This is a genomic window from Nocardiopsis sp. TRM 82005 (assembly GCF_056312425.1).
In genome coordinates, this window is record NZ_JBWDTQ010000018.1 from 63,597 (window position 1) to 81,453 (window position 17,857).

The following is a 17,857-nucleotide window of genomic DNA, read 5'->3' on the forward strand; positions in this document are numbered from 1 at the left end:
GAGCTGGGCGGCGCCGGACTGCCAGTGGATCCACCCGGTCCCCGCCCTCGGCGGTGGTCTTCCCGCGCTTGCCGGCCGGATACAGGTCTTCCACGTTCAGGTACGGCATCTCATCGGCGCGAGCCGCCGCTCGATGCCGACCGTCGGAGCACAGCGGTCCGACGAGCCGGCCTCGAAGCGGAATCGCTGCTTCCGCCATCCGCTGCCTGACTTGCCCCCCCCGCGCCAGCGACCGACCGACGCGTTGGCTACAGAGGGCCACTCCTCACATGGTTCGCCGTTCGTTGACGGCGCCCCTGCTGGGGTGGGAGCGCCACCCCACCCAGGTGCCATGCCGCGTTGCCCGACGGGGTCTGCTAATAACGTTTCGTTGGAAACGTTATTAATAAACGTAACTGATTGCAGCAAACCAAACCTGCCCTCGCGGGGGCCGTGATCCTCACCTCCGATAAGTGGGCCTTACCGGAGGTGAGGAGCCGAAGGGCGCCCGAGGGCCCCAGCGGGGACGTCAGGGGCCCGCAACGTTATTCGAGGCAGGTCACAAGGCCGGAAAACGAGATGGGTACAGCCGTCGCTGTACGCTTGGGGCGGACGGTTACGCCCGTGCCGGTGTGTCGGCCCACCGATACACCGGCACACCGGGCACAGTGCAGGGCCGCTCCCCGGCATGGAGCTGCTTGTCGGGGGGCGACAGCTATACGAGCACAGGGTCGTCTCGCCGTGCGGGCATGAGAAAAGCCCCCGCGCAACGCTTGGTTGCGCGGGGGCTCCCGTGACATCACCGTGACCTCGGCATCCCCCGATCGCCGGATCCGGCACGGCCAAACGCGCTCATCCCCCGTGGGCGCTCGGCCCCGCACCCGCGCCGTGTCATCCCGGGGCCGCACGACCGTGTAGGCCGCCCCCCGTGGCCCGCGGGGCGCGCAGGTGCGCACCCGGCCCCTACCCGAGCTGCGGCAGGCAAACATGGCCTGCCTTGCGGATCGCCGTAGCTTCGGAAGAACCGGGCCTTCTCAGAAGCAAGACATGACGTATCACTGTGCGGACGCAGAAACCCCCTCGCCGAACTGGTGGGCGTTCCCGCTCAGAGCTCCCCAGCAGGGTTCCCTCAGGCTTGTTTCGGTGCGGGCACCGCTTCAGCAGCCGAAGAGGCCCATAGACCTACCCAGGACGAGACCGACCACGGCCGTTCCCGCATGGAAGGCGACGGTCACGACGAACGCGACCAGGCCGATATAGCCGATCTGCTTGAGTCGGTCTTTTCCGCTCATGCGCTCCTTCGCCTCTTGGACCAGAGGGCGACCATCCTCTCCTCGCGCATGACGCCGAGGGCCGTGGAGGTCATGTCGGTACACCGCTGCCAGGTGCAGAGGGGGACCGTCCCGTCAAATCGCGTAAGGGTGAGCTGCCAGTTCGTGCTCACCAGTGCGTTGAACTCGTCATCGCGTGCGGCCCCGCGGTGGTCCGTGGTGACGACCCAATAGGGAACGTAGACATTGCTGTTGCTTCCACTCGCCTCAATGGTGAAGGGGCGGGACTCACCCTCTTCCCGTTGCGTCTCCCACCGTACCCAGGTGGTCGGTTGGAACGTGGGTGCCCCGACACCTCGCCGGTGAAACGGCCTAGGGGTGCATGACGATCTTTCCCACGTGCTCCCTGCGGGCGAGTTCTTCCTGCGCCTGAGCGGCCTGGTCCAGAGGGAACGCCGCGGCGATAACGGGCTGGATCTCGGCCTGGCGAGCCAGGTCCATCAGGAGGTCGAAGTGCGTGGGCGTGTGCATCGCGGAGCCGATCACCTGCGCGTTGTGCAGGTAGAGACGGCGCACGTCAAAGGCCACGTTGTACCCGCCGAGTGCGCCGGCGATGACCCATCGGCCACCTTCGCGCAGCAGCGGCAGTCCCGCGCCCACCAGCTCCCCAGCGACGACGTCGAGTGCGACGTCGATGCCCTCCGGGGCGGCAGAGCGGACCTGCTCGGCGACGTTTCGTGCGCGGTCGATGACTTCGTGTGCGCCCGCCGCGCGCACCGAATCGATCTTGGGCCCGCTGCTGATGGCGAGCACCCTCGCACCGCGCGCACGGGCGATCTGCACCAGCGCGAGGCCGACCCCGCCGGACGCTCCCGAGACCAGGACGGTCTCTCCCCTCTGCAGCCGGCCCCGCTCGATCATGCCCAGCGCCGTGCCGTAGGCGGTCGGCAACGCCGCGAGCTGATCGTCCGTGAGGGGGGATTCCGTCACGTCATGTACACGCTCCGTCGGCGCGGTCACGTACTCGGCGTAACCGCCGTCACGTTCGCTCCCCATCAGGCCCACCGGGTTCGCATCCGGTCCTTCGGTGTCGTAGATCGCTGGGTCGACGACCACTCGGCGGCCGACGAGGCTCTCGTCCGCATCGATACCGACTGCCACGACCCGGCCGGCTACGTCGGCGCCCTGGACGCGCGGGAAGTCGATCGGACCGCGCCAGCCCGACAGCGCCTTCGGATCTTCCGGGCTGCCGTAGGCACCCTCCCGGGTCCACAGGTCGGTGTTGTTCAGCGCTACCGCGCTGACCTGGACCAATACCTCTCCTGCCCGCGGGGTGGGCGCGGCCGCCTCCGTCAGCTCAAGCACCTCCGGCCCCCCGTGCTCTGCGATCCGCACCGCGCGCATGGTCTCGGGCACATCCATCACTCAGCCCCCATAGGTATACTGACCTGTGAACTAAGGTTAGGGTACACTGATCAGTGAAGGGATGTCCAATGCAGGAAACACAGCCCATGACACCGGCCGGCCGACGCATCGTGGCGGCTGCCGAGGAGCTGTTCTACAACCGCGGAATCACAACGGTCGGCGTGGACCTGATCGCTCAGTGCTCAGGCGTGACCAAGCGGACCCTGTACAACCAGTTCGGTTCGAAAGACCATCTCGTGGCGACCTATCTCGCAGAACGTGACCAGCGCTGGCGGTCACTGGTCCGCGCCACCGTTGACGCCTGCGACGACCCCGTCGAGACCGTCACCATGCCCTTCCACGCACTGCGGACCTGGAACCAGACCAACACCCGCGGATGCGCGTTCATCAACGCACTGGCCGAACTCCCGGACCCCTCGCACCCCGCCCACCGCATCGCCGCGAACCAGAAGCTCTGGTTGCAGAACCTGTTCAATGAACTCGCCACCGCGGCGGGCTGCTCGGGAACCGACACCCTCGCCACCCGGCTCCTTGTGCTGCACGAAGGCGCTCTCGCCACGCAGCCGCTCCCGATCGACACCCTTTCGGAAAGCACTGACCTGGCACGAGCCCTCGTTCGAGCCAGCGCGCAACCTCACCGATAAGGGGGGCGTCGAACGATACCCACGGATGTCAGAGCCCCCACCTCGTCCGAGGCCACATCACGCGACACCCGAGGCCACGCGTGGAACCCGGAGCGCCGGCCTCCTCGCCGTCCTAAGAAGGCCACGCCCTGAGCCGCTTACCGTGAACGGCTGTACCCATGTTCCCCAAGCCCGTATTACGGGTGGTGCGGAAGGCTTCGAGGGCGAAAACGACGTGTGTGGAGTCCTCGGCGACGCGGGTGCGGAAAGCGCTCATGGGAGGGTTCCGTTTCGTGCGGGCGGGGGTCAGGACTTCCAGGAGCCGATGCGGCCCAAGCGGCGGCGCTGCTGGTGCGCGGTGGGCACGTCGAGGTCCTGGCCGCGCGCGGTGAGGTGGTCGGCGACGGCGGCGCGGTGCTCGACGGGTTTGTGGTCGTCGTACTTGAACTTGGCCCGTACTTCGGTGACCTCCAGGCGCAGGCCGCGGATGCCGGACAGCATCCGGCCGTAGGGGGGCTGGTCGACGGCGATGGGGGCGTGGTCGCCGTCGGGCTGGAAGTGGGCCATCTGGCGGCGCAGCAGCTCGGCCTTGGCCTCGGGACCGTCAACGATCTCGGCGCGGCAGATGAACTGGACGGCCGTGTAGTAGCTGGTGGGGACGCCGTCACGGGGCGGAGTGCCGGTGTTGGCGCGCCAGGGTCCGGGGATGAAGGCGTAGTCGCCGATCACGGTGAAGGCGACGTTCGGGTCGTGCTCGATCGCCTTCCAGACCGGGTTGGGCCGGGCGAAGTGGACCAGGAGGTGGTCCCCGGCGCAGGTGAAGTGGGTGGGGACGACCACGGGCGGATGGCCGGGCGGGCCGTTGACGCTCAGCTGCCCGAAGTCGTGGCCCTGGGCGATCCAGCTCCGCCATTCGGAATCGTCCAGGTTGGCGTCCCAGGGATGGACCAGCATGCTGTTCTCCTTGCGTAGCGGGTTGCGAACTTGCCCAGGTCAGGGCGAGGAGGCTGGCGGCGACGGCGGTCCCCGTACCGACGAGCTGGCTGCGGTGCGTCAGCAGTTGGAACGACCAGATAGTACAGTAGAGCGACCGCAATGTGTCAATAAAACGACCGAGCGGTGCATTCAAACGGTCAAGTGGCGAGGATGGTGATCAGGTGGTCGAGACGGTCGCAGCTCTGCGGACGGTCGCGCACAACGTCCGGGCGGCCCGTGGTCGCGCGGGCCTGTCCCTGGAGGAGCTCAGCCGACGCGCCCAGGTCAGCAAAGGAGCCCTGGTGGGGCTGGAGAAGGCCCAGGGCAACCCCAACCTGGCCACCCTGGTCCGGCTGGCCGACACCCTGGGCATCTCGGTGTCCGACCTGATGCAGGGACCGCCCGAAGGCCGCGTCCGCGTCGTGGCCGCCGACGAGGTGACCCCCCTGTGGACCGGAGCACAAGGCAGCCAGGCCCGGTTTGTACTGACGACCTCGGGCCCGACCCCTGTCGAGGTCTGGCGCTGGCAGCTGGAACCGGAGGAGGAATATCCCAGCCACCCCCACCAGGCCGGAGTCGTGGAAACCGTCAGCGTCATCTCCGGCCGGATGATCCTGGTCGTCGACGGCACCGAGTACACCGTCGAAGCCGAACAGACCGCCACGTTCGACGGCGACCTCCCCCACGCCTACTGCGGCACAGGCACCGAAACCTGCCGCCTGATCATGACGGTCCACCTGCCGCCCGGGCCCGCCCCCGCACCCTGACCTGCTCAGCGCACGCGAAAACCGGCCTGTAGCAGTTCCACCCAGAGTCGCTGACTCCGCAGAACGCGGCGTAGCACCTGGAACGCATGCCGGGTCGTGGCGAACCAGCCGCACTCGCCGAAGCGATCGCCGCATCACCTGCGTCGCGGAGAGCTCTGCCGCCAAAATCCGGACCGGTCCCCCTCGGAGGCCTTTCAAGCCACCGACCGCGCACCAGGAGACGGCCCGTGGCCTCCCGCGCCTTCCTCGGGGCACGCCAAGAACAAAACCACCGTGCCCACCAGGCCCCCTGGTGGGCACGGCTTCCGACAACGCGGCGCCGAAGCGGAATCAGCGCAGACGAGCCTCAATGGCCTCGATGATGCGCGGGCGCAGCTCCGCGGCACGGATGACGGCGTCCACGGAGCCGACCTCGACCGCGCGCTGGATGTCGTGCACGCGATCGAACTCCGTGGCCACCTCACCGAGCTTTTCCACGCGAACCGACGACCGCAGCTCGTCGAGCTCCGCGGTCAACGCGGCACGGTCAGCTCCGGAGGCGACCGCACAGCGGGCCTCCAAGTCCCGCACACGCGGGTCGGCCGCGGTACGGGCGTTGACGTCACCGGAGAACACCACCGCGGCGGCGGGCGCGCCACCGAGCACCGAAGCGAAGGAGCCCTCCAGCGCAAGCACGGTCATGTTCGGGTTCAGTGCCTTGGAGAACACCACGAACGCGCCACCGTGGTACCGCGAGATCACGCAGAACACGATGGGCCCACGGAAGTTCACGATCGCACGGCCGATCTCGGCGCCGTACTCCAGCTGTAGCTTGCGCATCGACTCCGGTGAGCCGTCAAAGCCCGACAGGTTCGCCAACACCACCAGCGGCCGGTTGCCGCTGGCCGCGTTGATCGCCCGCGCGACCTTCTTCGACGAGCGCGGAAACAGCGTGCCCGCGGTATAGGTGTCCGGGCCGTCGGTGGGCGGGAAACCGCGCCGCGACACCGACTGTGACTCGATGCCCAGCAAACACACCGGCATCCCGCCCAGGTGCACGTCCTGCACCGCCGCGGTCTCCGCGTCGGCCATACCCGCCCAACGCTCCAGCACCGAGTGGTCCTGATCGGCGAGCGCCCGCATCACGGTCCGGATATCGAACGGTTTCTTACGGTCCGGGTTGGCCTCAGCGGAGAAGATCTCACCGACGGTGGTGAAATCGCTGCCCGCCACGGAGTGCGGGAAGTCGGAGATGTCGCGGTCGAGGGGGTCGGTCGTCCCCGCCCGCCGCGGTGCCTCCTCGCCGGGGGCGACGTAGGTGTGGTCGTAGTACGACATCAGCACGTCCCGCGCGGCGCTCAGGTTCGGCGCCCAGTACTGCGCCTGCCCGTTCGGGCCCATCACCCGGTCGTAGCCGCCGATACCGAAGTTGTCCTCGGCCGACACGCCACCGGAGAAGTCGAGTGACTGCTTACCGGTGAGCACCATCGCCGAATCCGGCGTCATCACCAAGATGCCCTTGGTGTGCATGAGCATCGTCGCCTCGGCGTTCCAGTACGGCTGCGCGCCGACGTTGATACCCGCGCCCACGATGTTGATCTCGCCGCCGTCCTGGGTGAACTCGACGATCCGCTTGAGCGCCGCGGCCACCCAGTCCATGTTCTCGGTACCCGACTCCATGGAGATCCGTGCGCCGGCGGAGAGGGCGTACCACTCCAGCGGCACCCGCATCCGCTCGGCCAGGTCCAGCGCGGCGATCACCCGGCGGCACTCCGGCTCCGACAGTGCGCCGAGCGACTTCGTCGGGTCGCCGAGCAGCACGACCCTGGTGACGCCCCGCGGGTGCCGCGGGGTCGGCGTGGTGACCACGCCCGCCACGATCGCCGCGGTGTTGTTCCCCTTGGGCCGCTCGACCGGCACCAGCACGTGGTCATCGTCGAGGTCGTACTCGACGAAGTCGCCGAGCAGGCCGGTCAGCTCATAGGGGTAGACCGTGTTGCGGTTGCTCGCGCGCAGCGCCTTCTGCCGGTAGTCGTCGAGCGGCTCAAGCGGCTCATCCGACGGCTCGCCGACAGTCAGCTCGGTGCCACCGGTGGCATCGAAGGAGACGCGCACGGCGGTCTTGGTCAGCTCGCCGCTCTCCTGGTCGCGCTGTCGCGCGATGAGCAGGATCTCCTCCAGCCCGGCGCCCGCGGTCGTCGGCAGCACCCGTCCGGCGATCATCTCCAGCTCCGCGCGGCTCATGCCGCTCGGCGGCCAGACATAGACCACGATCCGGTTGGTGTTGAAGCGCTTCTTCGACGGGCGCCGCGACTGCGCACGGCGGATCGAGTCGAGGCAGGTGGCGATGGTGTCCTCGGCCGTCGGCAGCGCGACCAGCCTGCCGTCGTTCTCACGCAGCTCGGTCAGGTCGCGCACCTGCGCGAAGGCGATGAGGCGCTCATCGGAAGGGTTCTCCCGCGCCACGCACTGAAAGAGGTAGACCTCCTCGTCCGAGGACGGCAACCGGGTCAGGTCGAACTTGCTCAGCCGCTCCAGCTGCATCCGCTGCGCGATGTAGGGGTGCAGCCCACGGATCAGCCGCTCCTCGGCCATCCCGGTGGGCGAGGAGCGGAACGTGAAGTGGTGGTGCATCACCGCGCCGCCCCTGCCCGCGACGGTGGCGGTGAGCCTGCGGACCTGGTCCGGCAGCAGGTTCACGCTCAGGACCTCGTGCAGCGCGGCCGCCATCGCATCGGAGTCCTCCGGCTGCTTCTCCCAGGAGAGGTAGATGTCGGCGTCGATGGCGTCCGTGCCGTTCGCCAGAGCAGCGAGCCCGCGCAGCGCATCACCCAGCGCGTCGAAGCTCACCGCGGAGGAGACCACACGCGAGCCCGCGCGCTCAGCGACCACGAACGTGCAGTCCGCGACCTGCCTGGTGTGGACGCCGGTGAGCCCCTTGTTGCCGTAGTACCTCCGGGTCAGCACCTCCAGCATGATCGCGTTGTCCAGGTCATCGCGGACAAGCCGCTGACCGAGCAAACGCACCAGCGGCTCGGTGCTGCGCACCATCTCAGCGATACGCTCGGCACGGTCCGGTGCGTGCGGGTTCGCGTCCAGGTGACGCAGGTGCTTACGGACGTCGGCGTAGACGCGGGCGCGGTTGCGGCGCAGCAACGGCTGACCGAACCAGGCGAAGACCACTCCGCGCGCCAGGTCGGCGACCACCGGGAAACGGACCTGCGTCGCGGCCACCAACCGCTCCAGCGCAAGACCGGCAGGCTCGCGCAGCGCCTCGTCCGGCGGCGGCTCCCGCAGCCACGCACGCAGCAGCGTCGTCACGACCGTGGCGTCGGCAGAGGCGTGCTGCTGGGCGAGGAAGATCCGAAACACCGCGGACTCGAGCTCGGGAGAGCGCTCCAGCTCGGTGACCCCGTAGCGCCCGAGCGCCTTGGCGAGCTTGACCTGGAAGGCCTCCGACAACCCGGCCCGTTCAACGTCCAGGCTCTGCAAGTAGGTATGGAAGTACTCGCGGTCGCTGTACACGTGGTCGTCGCCGCCGTCCTCGACCACCGGCCGGTTACGGCTCAGCTCGGCGAGATCGGCGAACACGTCGACGAGTTCGAGCTCCTCAGCCAGCAGCCGGTGACCGTCCTCAGCGGCCGCCCGGCGCGCGGCGAGGTAGCCGTCGAGCACCCGGCGCTCGTCGTGCGGATCAACGTCGAAGCCCAACAGCAGACTGCGCAGATCCTCCCGCCCACGCATGGCGCGCTCTCGCGCCGGGACCGACGCGGAGGCGGCGGGCAGGTCCAGTTCAACGGACTCAACAGCCGAGGTGTCCTCAGCTTCCGCGTCGGCGAGCGGCTCCAGCCGCAGCAACGGGGCACCGGTCTCCACCTGGCTGCCCACGGACACAGCGCACTCCTTCAGCCGCGCCTTGAACGGCGCCTGTAGCACCGTCTCCATCTTCATGCTCTCCAGCACCAGCACCGGCGCGCCCGCCTCGACCTCGGCACCGACCTCCAACGGTGTGGCGACGACCAGCGCGGGCGTGGGCGAGCGGACCACACCGCCCTCGTCGCGACTGACCCGGTGCGTCACGCCGTCCACCTCGACCAGGTGGATCGGCCCGTGCGTGCCGACCAGCAGGCGGTACCGGGCGCCGTTGACGATGATTCGACCAGTGTGCTGGTCGAATCGGTCGAGCTCAACGTCGGCGGTGTGGACACCGTCCCCCGCTTCGACGCCCACACGGAACCGGTGCGCGCCGACCCGCGCCACACGCACGCGGTAACCGACGCCGCGCAGTTTGAGGTCCAGCGGCCGACCGCCCTCATGCCGCACCTGCGGGCGGCCGCCGAACGCCGTCGACAGCAGCCGCTGCTGCTCGACGCGCTCTTCCTCCTCATAGGCCTCGATGGCGGCGGCCGCCAGCGCGACGGCGGAGTGCCGGTGCGAGACGAGCCTGCCTTCGCCCCGGACACGGTCGATCCACCCGGTGTCCGCGCTGGCGTCGATCACCTCGGGTTCGTCGAGCAGGTCGAGCACGAAGCTCTTGTTCGTCGCACCACCCTCGATGATCACCGTGGTCTGCGCCATCGCCCGGCGCAGCCTGCCGAGCGCCTCGTCCCGGTTGTGGCCGTAGGCGATGATCTTGGCGATCATCGAGTCGAAGTCAGCGGGGATGGTGTCGCCCTCACTGACGCCGGTGTCCACGCGAATACCCGGCCCGGCGGGCAGGTCCAGCCGTGCGATGCGGCCCGGGGAGGGCGCGAAGTCGCGGTCGGGGTCCTCGGCGTTCAGCCGGGCCTCGACGGCGTGTCCGCGCTCCACCGGCGGCTCACCTTCGAGCCTGCCCCCGGACGCCACCCGCAGCTGTGCCTTGACCAGGTCGAACCCGGTGGTGGACTCGGTGATCGGGTGCTCGACCTGAAGGCGGGTGTTGACCTCCAAGAACGCGAACAGCTTCTCACCGGGGTGGTAGAGGAACTCGACGGTGGCCGCACCGCGGTAACCGACCGCCACGGCCAACCGTTCGGCCGAAGCCTTGAGCTCGCCCGTCTGCGCGGGGCTGAGCACCGGCGACGCCGACTCCTCGACGACCTTCTGGTTGCGCCGCTGCACCGAGCAGTCGCGGACACCGAGCGCCCACGCGGTTCCCTCACCGTCAGCGATCACCTGGACCTCGACGTGCCGGGCACCGGTGACCAGGCGCTCCAGGAACACGATGTCGCTACCGAAGGCCCGCGCGGCCTCCTGGCTGGTGCGCTCATAGGCGTCCGCCAGCTCAGCCGCGTTCGTGATCACACGAATGCCGCGTCCGCCTCCGCCCGCGGTCGCCTTCAGCATCAGCGGATAGCCGACCTCGTCCGCCGCCGCCAGTGCGGCGTCCAGGGTCTCGACCGCACCGTGGCTCCACGGCGCGACCGGCACGCCGACCTCCTCGGCGAGCAGCTTCGCGCCGATCTTGTCGCCGAGCTTGCGCATGGCCTCCGCGCTCGGCCCGACGAAGGTGACTCCGATCCTCTCGCACAGTTCCGCGAACGCCGGGTCCTCGGCGACGAAGCCCCAGCCGACCCACGCGGCGTCGGCGCCCGTCTCCACCAGCGCGCGCTCCAGCGCCTCCAGGTCGAGGTAGGGGCGTGCGGAGGCGGGACCGAGATCGTAGGACAGGTCCGCTTCGCGGACGAAGGTGGCCGTACGGTCGACGTCGGTGTGCAGGGCGACGGTCTCGACCCGTGTCCCGGTCTCCGCGGAAATGTCCCGTACGGCGTGGATGAGCCGCATAGCGGCCTCACCGCGGTTGACGATGGCGACACGTCTGAACATACGGCCGAGCCCTCCTGTAGACCAAAGATGTGCGTGCCGCGACATGACGGACCACGGCAGTGCTCATCCTTTCGTCTGCCGGCTGGCGGCGCCATGTCGCAGACCGCAAACGCTACGCGGCTCCAGTTGTGGAGAATGACCAAAAGCCGCCGGTCGCCCGCACCCGACCCGGGTTTTTTCGAAGCCACGGCCAGGGGCGGGCCCCTCAGCCGCGCTGTGCGGTGAACGGCCCGCTGCCCAGGGCCAGTTCGGCGAAGCGTTCACCGATACGGCGGTGCGTGGCGGCGTCCGGGTGGAGCTGGTCGGGCAGCGGCAGCTCAACGAAGTCCGCTTCGCCGTAGAGGTCGCGGCCGTCGAGGTAGTGCAGACGGGGATCATCGGCCGCCCGCTGCCTCACGATACGGGACAGCTCCTCGCGGATGACGTTGAGCGTCAACCTCCCCGCGGCGCGCTCGTCAGGGTCGCCGGTGGCCCGGAACCGCAGTTTTCCGGCGCTGAGGGCGCTGAGGTCGAAAGCGCTGGGGCCGGGGGTGTCCTCGTGGATGGGGCAGTAGATGGGCGAGACGACCAGCAGCGGCGTGGTGGGGTGCCCCTCACGGATGGTGTCGAGGAAACCGTGCACGGCCGGGGTGAAGGCGCGCAGCCGCATCAGGTCGGTGTTGACGAGGTTGATGCCGATCTTGACGCTGATCAGGTCCGCGGGGGTGTCTCGCATAGCGCGGGCGGTGAACGGATCGAGCAGAGCGCTGCCGCCCAGGCCGAGGTTGACCAGCTCCACGCCGCCGAGGGAGGCGGCCAGCGCCGGCCAGGTCGTGGTGGGGCTCTCAGCGTCGGAGCCCTGGCTGATCGAACTGCCGTGGTGCAGCCACACCCTGCGCTCCCCCCGCGGCACGGCCTCGACGGGGGCGTCGGTGCGCAGGGCGACCAGCTGGGTGACCTCGTTGTGGGGCAGCCAGACCTCGACGTCCTTCACACGCTTGGGCAGACCGGTGAACCCGACCGTGCCGACCGGGCCGGGACGGGTCTCGACGGACCCGGTAGCCATGTCCATCATCTGGACGTTGCCGCCGCCCACACTGGCACGCCCGCTCAGGTGACCGTCAACGAGCAGGTCGTACACCCCGTCCGGGCGGGGCGGGGCGCCCTGGTAGGCCATCTTGGTGCGCAGCGTGTCCAACTCCACGGCGGTGGCCCGGGTGCGAAAGACCAGCCGCACACCGGAGGGTTGGGCCTCGGCCATGGCCAGTTGCCCGTCAGCGCACTGTGCGCGGGCCCAGGCGGGCAGCCGGTGCGGCAGCACCCCGTGCTCGGTGCGCTCCAGGTCCAGGGCGCCGCGCAGAAGGCACGCCTCGACCGGGGTGGTGATCCAGTCTCCCTCCCGGGGCGAGGAGGAACCGGGTACGGGGTCGTGTTGACGGTTCATCTTCTCAGTCTGTCAACCGCACGCCCGGCCCGCACACCATTATCCGTCGAACAGGGCGGCGGCCGCGCCCACCAGCCGTGGGCGGGGCCGCTGTGGCAGGATCCCCCCATGTCCGCACGCGAACTCCTCATCCTGGGCACCTCCAGCGCGGTGCCCACCCGCCGCCGCAACCACAACGGCTACTTCCTGAGGTGGGACACCCACGGCGTCCTGTTCGACCCGGGTGAGGGCACCCAGCGCCAGATGAGCCTGGCGGGCGTGGCCGCCACCGACATCACCCGTATCTGCCTGACCCACTTCCACGGCGACCACTGCCTGGGGCTGCCCGGCACCATTCAACGCATCGCCCGCGACCGGGTCCCCCACACCGTGCGCGCGGCCTACCCCGCCCAGGGCCAGCGGTACTGGCAGCGGCTGCGCCACGCTACCGCCTTCCACGACACCGACGTCGTACTGGCCCAACCGGTCGGCGGCACAGGTTCCTGCCTCATGGGGGAACAGGACCTGCGCATCACCGCTCTGCCACTGCGCCACTCCGCCCCCGCCTACGGGTACCGGCTGGCCGAACCGGACCGATGGCGCATGCTGCCCGAGAAGCTGGCCGCCCATGGTGTGCACGGCCCCATGATCGGTCGCCTGCAACGCCAGGGCAGCGTCACCACCGGCGACGGGCGCCGGGTGGAGCTGGCCGAGTGCGCCCGCCCCCGCCGGGGCCAGGTGCTGGCGTTCGTGATGGACACCGCCGAGTGCGACGAAGCGGTGGAACTGGCGCGCGGAGCCGACATGCTGGTGATCGAGTCGACCTACCTGGACACCGAGGAGCACCTGGCACGCTCCTACGGCCACCTGACCGCACGCCAGGCCGGACGCATCGCCGCGCGCGCCGGCGGGGTGCGCACCCTGGTGCTCACCCACCTGTCCGAACGCTACGAACAAGACGATGACCACCGCTTCGTCGCCCAGGCCGCCGCCGAGTTCGGGGGCACCGTCGTACTGGCCCAGGACCTGGAGCGCGTACCGGTCCCGCCCCGCGAACCCTGACCCGCGATGGGATAAGATCTCCGGGCACCGCAAGGACCGACCGGGGAGGTGAGAACGATCATCGCTGCTGCAAGCCGGGCGTTCCCACCGCCAGGACACACCGTCGCGTCCTAGCCCGAACGCCCGACAGTCCTCTGGAAAGGCTTTCGTGGCGTCCCCACTCTCTTCGGTCCCCTCCTTCGCCCTGATCACACGTTTGCGCTCGGCGGGCTGTGTCTTCGCTGAGGAAGAGGCGCGGCTGATCACCGACACCGCGCGCACCTTCGACGAACTGGTCTCGATGGCCGACCGGCGCTGCCTCGGTCTGCCCCTCGAACACGTCCTGGGCTGGGCACGGTTCTGCGGGCTGCGCGTACAGGTCAACGAGGGCGTGTTCGTTCCCCGCCCCCGCACCGAGTTCCTGGCCCGCCAGGCCGCCGCCCTCCTCACCCCCGGCGCCGTGGCCGTCGACCTGTGCTGCGGCTCCGGTGCCCTGGGCGCGGTCCTGGCCCACACCCGAGACGACATCACCCTGCACGCCGCCGACATCGACGCCACCAGCGTGGCCTGCGCCCGAGGCAACCTGCCCGGCCATCCGGTACACCACGGCGACCTGTACGAGCCCCTGCCCACCGGGCTGCGCGGCCGCGTCCAGCTCCTGGTCGCCAACGTGCCCTACGTCCCCACCGGTCAGATCGCCCTGCTGCCCGCCGAAGCACGCGTGCACGAGGACCACCTGTCCCTGGACGGCGGCGCGGACGGACTGGACCTGGTGCGCCGCGTCGCCGCCCAGGCCACCGACTGGCTGACCCCGGGCGGCCACCTGCTGGTGGAGGTGGAAGAACAACAGGTCCGGTCCGCGCGGGCCGCCTTCGCCCAGGGCGGTCTGTCCTGCCAGGTGCGTTCCTGCCAGGAGCGGGAGGCCACCGTGCTCATCGGCACCCGCTGACCCCGGGCGGCCAACGCACAGGAACCGGCCACACGTGCGGGCAAGGCCCCTTGGGGGCGCCCCGCCGGGCGCCCTCGACGACACTTCGGTCACCACCGCACGGTCGCTGGCCCATCCTGGAAGGTATGCACGCCCCTGACGGAAATCGCCTGGCCGCCCTGGCGGCCCTGCTCTCCGACCCCACACGCGCCCAGATGTGTCTTGCGCTGTTGGACGGGCGGGCCTGGACCGCGAACGAACTGGCCCGCCACGCCGGTGTCGGCGCCTCCACCGCCAGCGACCACCTGACCAGGCTGGTCAGGGGCGGGCTGCTCGCCCAGGAACGCCAGGGCCGCCACCGCTACGTACGCCTGGCCGACACCACGGTGGCGCACCTGGTGGAGACCCTGGCCGCGCAGGTCGACCCCGCCCCCGCCAGCGAACGCCCCCGCACCCTGCGCACCGTGCGCGCCGACCAGGCACTGGCACGGGCACGCACCTGCTACGACCACCTGGCCGGACGGCTGGGATGCGCCATCACCGAGGCGATGACCCGGCAGGGCCTGCTGCTCCAGGACACCGGGTTCGCGCTGACCGAGCAGGGACTGGCCTGGTTCGCCCGCCACCGGGTGCCCCTGACACGCACCGGGCGGCGCCCACTGGTACGCGCGTGCCTGGACTGGACCGAACGCCGGCCGCACCTGGCGGGGGCGGCCGGGGCGGCGCTGCGCCGACACGCCCTGGCCTCGGGATGGTGCGCGCCCACGGGGTCGGGCCCTGCGGGTGACCGAGCGGGGAGAGCGGGCCTGGCAGGAGCTGTTGGGCATCGAGACGACCACGCTTCACTGAGCACCGAGGCCGCCGTGCGGGGGCCCGCGCGCCCCCGCACGGCGAGCGGCTCAGGCGGCCGAGCGCTCCCGTACCGCCTGATCGGCCTGGGCGGTGACCAGGTCGGCGTTGATCGCCGCGCCCGCCCGCAGACCGGCGGCCGCACCAGCGATGACCTGGTCGAAGGGGGTGGTGACGTTGCCCGCCGCCCACACGCCCGGCACGTTGGTGGCACCGGTGGCATCGGCCTCGATCCGGGTGCCCGTCACCTGCCCCATCGCCTGGGCCTGGATCACCTTCAGCCCCAGCCCCTCCAGGCCCTGAACACGGGCACGCATGTGCGTGGCCACCGTCAGGGCGTTCAGCGCCACGGTGGCGCCATCGGCCATCTCGACCCCGGCCAGGCGCCCACCCTCGACCCGCACCCCGGCGACCGGTCCCCGCACCAAACGGATACCGCGTGCGTGCAGCCGTTCGCGCTCCTGCTCGCCCAGGTCGGGTCCGGTGTGCTGCAACAGGGTGATGTCCTGGCTCCACTGGCGCCACAGCAGCGCCTGGTGCACGGCCATGGCGTTGGTGGCCAAGACACCGATGGCCCTGTCGCGCACCTCCCAGCCGTGGCAGTAGGGGCAGTGCAAGACGCCGCGGCCCCACTGCTGGGCCAGGCCGAAAACGTCGGGCAGTTCGTCGGCCACACCGGTGGCGACCAGGAGCCGGTCGGCGGTGACGGTGGAGCCCTCGTCAAGGCGCAGGGCGAAGGCCGCATCGGGGCGGACCTGGGCGGCGACGACACGGCCGGTGCGCACGTGCGCACCGTAGCCGGTGACCTCGGCGCGGCCGATCTCCAGCAGCTCCGCGGGCGGGGTTGCCTCACGGGTCGGAAAGTTGTGCACACCCTCAGCGGGGGCGTTGCGCGGCTGTCCGGCGTCGACGACCAGGACCGAGCGCCGGGCGCGTGCCAGGGCCAGGGCCCCGGAGAGCCCGGCGGCGCCCCCGCCGATGACGACGGCCTCGTAGTGGCTCGCGGCGGCACTGTGCTGTGCGGTGGTGTCCATGTGTGTCCCCTTTCGCCGTCCATGCTGCGCCAGACACCGAATCCTGGCAAAATTCTTTGCTGTTTCAGCAAACACCCGGGTGGGGCGAGAGCGCACACGGCCCCGCCAGCTCCCAGGGCCGCTCACCCGTGCACGAGGGGCCGGTCCAACAGCGCACGGGCACCCCGTTCCACACGCTCGACCTCCCCGGCCTGCGGCCCCCTGGCCCACGGCTCCCCCGCAGCCAGGGCGTGTGCCTCCCGCAGGGCGACCAGGCAGCGCGCCAACCGGTGGCGGGCCACTGGATCCCGCGCCCCCTCCGCCTCCACCTGCTGGCACGCACCCTCACACGCGGCCAGAGCCGAGCGCAGGTGCTGGCCGGCGCGGCGGTTGGCCACCAGCGCACACACCACCACACCGACCACCGCGCCCAGCACGGTCGCCCACAGCCGCTCGGCGGCCAACCCCTCGGTACCCGAGACAGGACGACCCAGGCTGGACAGGGCCAACGTGAGCGGAGTGACGAACACGATGGCGTAGGAGTAGTTGGTGGCCACCACCAGCTCCGCGGCCATCTGGCACACCACCACCACCGCGATGACGCTCAGCGGGGAGTGGTCGAAGGAGAACAGCACCGCGGCCAACAGCACACCCACAACCGTGCCCGAGGCGCGTTGCAGGGTGCGGTGCCAGGTGGTGGTGACGTTGGCGGCCTGCAAGACCGACCCGGCCGAGACGGCCGCCCAGTAGCCGTGCCCCATACCCAACACCCAGGCCAAGGTCCCGGCCAGCAGGGAGGCCACGGCGATACGCACCACCGAGGCCGGGGTGGGCGAAGGAGAGCGCAACGCGGCGCGCAGGAGCTCACCCGCCCCGGAGGCGGGCGCGTGGTGAGGGCGCAGCCGGGCGACGTGGGCGGCCAGGGCCGTGTGCTCGTCCGCGCCGACCAGGGGCTCGACGGTGCGCTCGCGTCGCGTACGGCGCGCCAACTCGCTCAGCTCGGCGGCGGCCCGGGCGTCGCCGACGCGGTGGCCGGTACCGGTGAGCAGCCTCTGGGCGCGGGCGGTGAGGATCTCCAGTACGTGGTGAACGCCGGTGCGCCGAGGCGCGCACAGCAACACGTCCCAGGCGTGTTGGAGGGCGCCCTCGGCCGCGGCGCGACCGGCGGGGGAAGGCCGGCGCAGGTGTCGGGCCAGGGCGTGCAGGGCGCGCGCGACCGCCAGGCGTTCGGGGGCGGTGGGATGGACCAGGGTGCCGACCAGGGCCAGGGTCCAGCACAGGGCGGCGGCCGCCGCGGTGGTGGCGACCTCCAGGGGCAGGGCGGCCAGGGTCTGGGGGCTGTAGGCGGCCACCCCCGTGGCGAAGACGAACATCAGCCCGGCCGGGGCGCCAAAGGCCAGGGCGTCGGAGAGGTACTTGGCCCCGGCGGCCACCAGGGCACCCGCCACGATGGCGGCCAGGGGATGGCCGAACAGGGCCGAGGTCAGCCCGCCCAGAGCCACGGACGCGGTCAGTGCGGCCCCGACCACAGCCAGGATCCGGGCACGGCGGGCGTAGGTGTCATCGCGTGCGTACAGGGCGGTGAAGCAGCCCATGGCGGCGTAGGGGACCAGGTCGATCCGCCCGGCGGCGTACAGCGACACCAGGGACAGGGCCACACAGGACCCGGCGCGCAGCGCGGTGACCGCGACGTTGCCGTGGACGGGACGAGGCCGAAAAGCCCCTTGGACGCTGAGGGTGCGGCGCAGGGACACCAACACTGACGAAAAGTAATTCACAGGTAAACTATTGTAGGAT

11 protein-coding genes and 1 pseudogene are annotated in these 17,857 nt (G+C 70.4%); 5 read left to right on the forward strand and 7 right to left on the reverse strand.

Translation table 11 applies throughout. The annotated features are described in order from the left end of the window. Nucleotides 1–1,136 precede the first annotated feature (1,136 nt). Nucleotides 1,137–1,271 carry a hypothetical protein gene (locus AC0T5L_RS14980; RefSeq protein WP_476166083.1) on the reverse strand — a complete coding sequence of 45 codons (135 nt, stop codon included), beginning with the start codon at nt 1,269–1,271 and terminating at the stop codon, nt 1,137–1,139. Between the two features lie 351 nt (nt 1,272–1,622). Next, the gene (locus AC0T5L_RS14985; protein ID WP_476166084.1) at nt 1,623–2,672 is read right to left on the reverse strand and encodes a zinc-binding dehydrogenase; all 1,050 of its coding nucleotides are present in this window, start codon (nt 2,670–2,672) and stop codon (nt 1,623–1,625) included. Nucleotides 2,673–2,761: 89 nt separating this feature from the next. Here AC0T5L_RS14985 and AC0T5L_RS14990 point away from each other — a divergent pair, with 89 nt between their 5' ends. Next, on the forward strand, nt 2,762–3,319 hold the full coding sequence (locus AC0T5L_RS14990) for a TetR/AcrR family transcriptional regulator (protein WP_476166085.1): 558 nt from the start codon (nt 2,762–2,764) through the stop codon (nt 3,317–3,319). A 285-nt stretch (nt 3,320–3,604) separates the two neighbouring features. Here the strand turns inward: AC0T5L_RS14990 and AC0T5L_RS14995 are convergent, their stop codons facing one another. Next, nucleotides 3,605–4,252: an FMN-binding negative transcriptional regulator gene (locus AC0T5L_RS14995; RefSeq protein WP_476166086.1), complete on the reverse strand. Its 648-nt coding sequence runs from the start codon at nt 4,250–4,252 to the stop codon at nt 3,605–3,607. Between the two features lie 203 nt (nt 4,253–4,455). On the opposite strand from AC0T5L_RS14995, the gene AC0T5L_RS15000 reads away from it, so the two are divergent. Further along, nucleotides 4,456–5,040, forward strand: a complete 585-nt coding sequence (locus tag AC0T5L_RS15000; protein ID WP_476166087.1) for a helix-turn-helix domain-containing protein — start codon at nt 4,456–4,458, stop codon at nt 5,038–5,040. 330 nt (nt 5,041–5,370) lie between these two features. On the opposite strand, the gene AC0T5L_RS15005 is transcribed toward AC0T5L_RS15000, so the two are convergent. Then, nucleotides 5,371–10,827, reverse strand: a complete 5,457-nt coding sequence (locus AC0T5L_RS15005) for an ATP-binding protein (protein WP_476166088.1) — start codon at nt 10,825–10,827, stop codon at nt 5,371–5,373. A gap of 205 nt (nt 10,828–11,032) precedes the next feature. After that, nucleotides 11,033–12,250 (reverse strand): GDSL-type esterase/lipase family protein, encoded by a 1,218-nt coding sequence (locus AC0T5L_RS15010; RefSeq protein ID WP_476166089.1) that lies wholly within the window; start codon nt 12,248–12,250, stop codon nt 11,033–11,035. Between the two features lie 108 nt (nt 12,251–12,358). Here AC0T5L_RS15010 and AC0T5L_RS15015 point away from each other — a divergent pair, with 108 nt between their 5' ends. The 3 genes and pseudogenes from AC0T5L_RS15015 to AC0T5L_RS15025 form a co-directional block, all read left to right on the forward strand. Next, on the forward strand, nt 12,359–13,291 hold the full coding sequence (locus AC0T5L_RS15015; protein ID WP_476166090.1) for a ribonuclease Z: 933 nt from the start codon (nt 12,359–12,361) through the stop codon (nt 13,289–13,291). A 148-nt stretch (nt 13,292–13,439) separates the two neighbouring features. Further along, complete coding sequence (locus tag AC0T5L_RS15020; protein ID WP_476166091.1) at nt 13,440–14,219, forward strand: putative protein N(5)-glutamine methyltransferase; 780 nt, start codon at nt 13,440–13,442, stop codon at nt 14,217–14,219. A 194-nt stretch (nt 14,220–14,413) separates the two neighbouring features. Continuing rightward, nucleotides 14,414–14,479 (forward strand): annotated as a pseudogene (locus AC0T5L_RS15025) (hypothetical protein); the annotation flags it as partial. A gap of 618 nt (nt 14,480–15,097) precedes the next feature. Here the strand turns inward: AC0T5L_RS15025 and AC0T5L_RS15030 are convergent. Both AC0T5L_RS15030 and AC0T5L_RS15035 read right to left on the reverse strand, forming a co-directional pair. Further along, nucleotides 15,098–16,081 carry an NAD(P)/FAD-dependent oxidoreductase gene (locus AC0T5L_RS15030; protein ID WP_476166092.1) on the reverse strand — a complete coding sequence of 328 codons (984 nt, stop codon included), beginning with the start codon at nt 16,079–16,081 and terminating at the stop codon, nt 15,098–15,100. Between the two features lie 122 nt (nt 16,082–16,203). Next, complete coding sequence (locus tag AC0T5L_RS15035) at nt 16,204–17,838, reverse strand: FUSC family protein (RefSeq protein WP_476166093.1); 1,635 nt, start codon at nt 17,836–17,838, stop codon at nt 16,204–16,206. Nucleotides 17,839–17,857 lie beyond the last annotated feature (19 nt).

Excerpts from the sequence above, each read along its gene's own strand:
- AC0T5L_RS14980 (WP_476166083.1), bottom strand. The coding sequence starts at position 1,271 with ATGAGCGGAAAAGACCGACTCAAGCAGATCGGCTATATCGGCCTGGTC.
- AC0T5L_RS14985 (WP_476166084.1), bottom strand. The coding sequence starts at position 2,672 with ATGGATGTGCCCGAGACCATGCGCGCGGTGCGGATCGCAGAGCACGGG.
- AC0T5L_RS14990 (WP_476166085.1), top strand. The coding sequence starts at position 2,762 with ATGACACCGGCCGGCCGACGCATCGTGGCGGCTGCCGAGGAGCTGTTC.
- AC0T5L_RS14995 (WP_476166086.1), bottom strand. The coding sequence starts at position 4,252 with ATGCTGGTCCATCCCTGGGACGCCAACCTGGACGATTCCGAATGGCGG.
- AC0T5L_RS15005 (WP_476166088.1), bottom strand. The coding sequence starts at position 10,827 with ATGTTCAGACGTGTCGCCATCGTCAACCGCGGTGAGGCCGCTATGCGG.
- AC0T5L_RS15010 (WP_476166089.1), bottom strand. The coding sequence starts at position 12,250 with ATGAACCGTCAACACGACCCCGTACCCGGTTCCTCCTCGCCCCGGGAG.
- AC0T5L_RS15015 (WP_476166090.1), top strand. The coding sequence starts at position 12,359 with ATGTCCGCACGCGAACTCCTCATCCTGGGCACCTCCAGCGCGGTGCCC.
- AC0T5L_RS15030 (WP_476166092.1), bottom strand. The coding sequence starts at position 16,081 with ATGGACACCACCGCACAGCACAGTGCCGCCGCGAGCCACTACGAGGCC.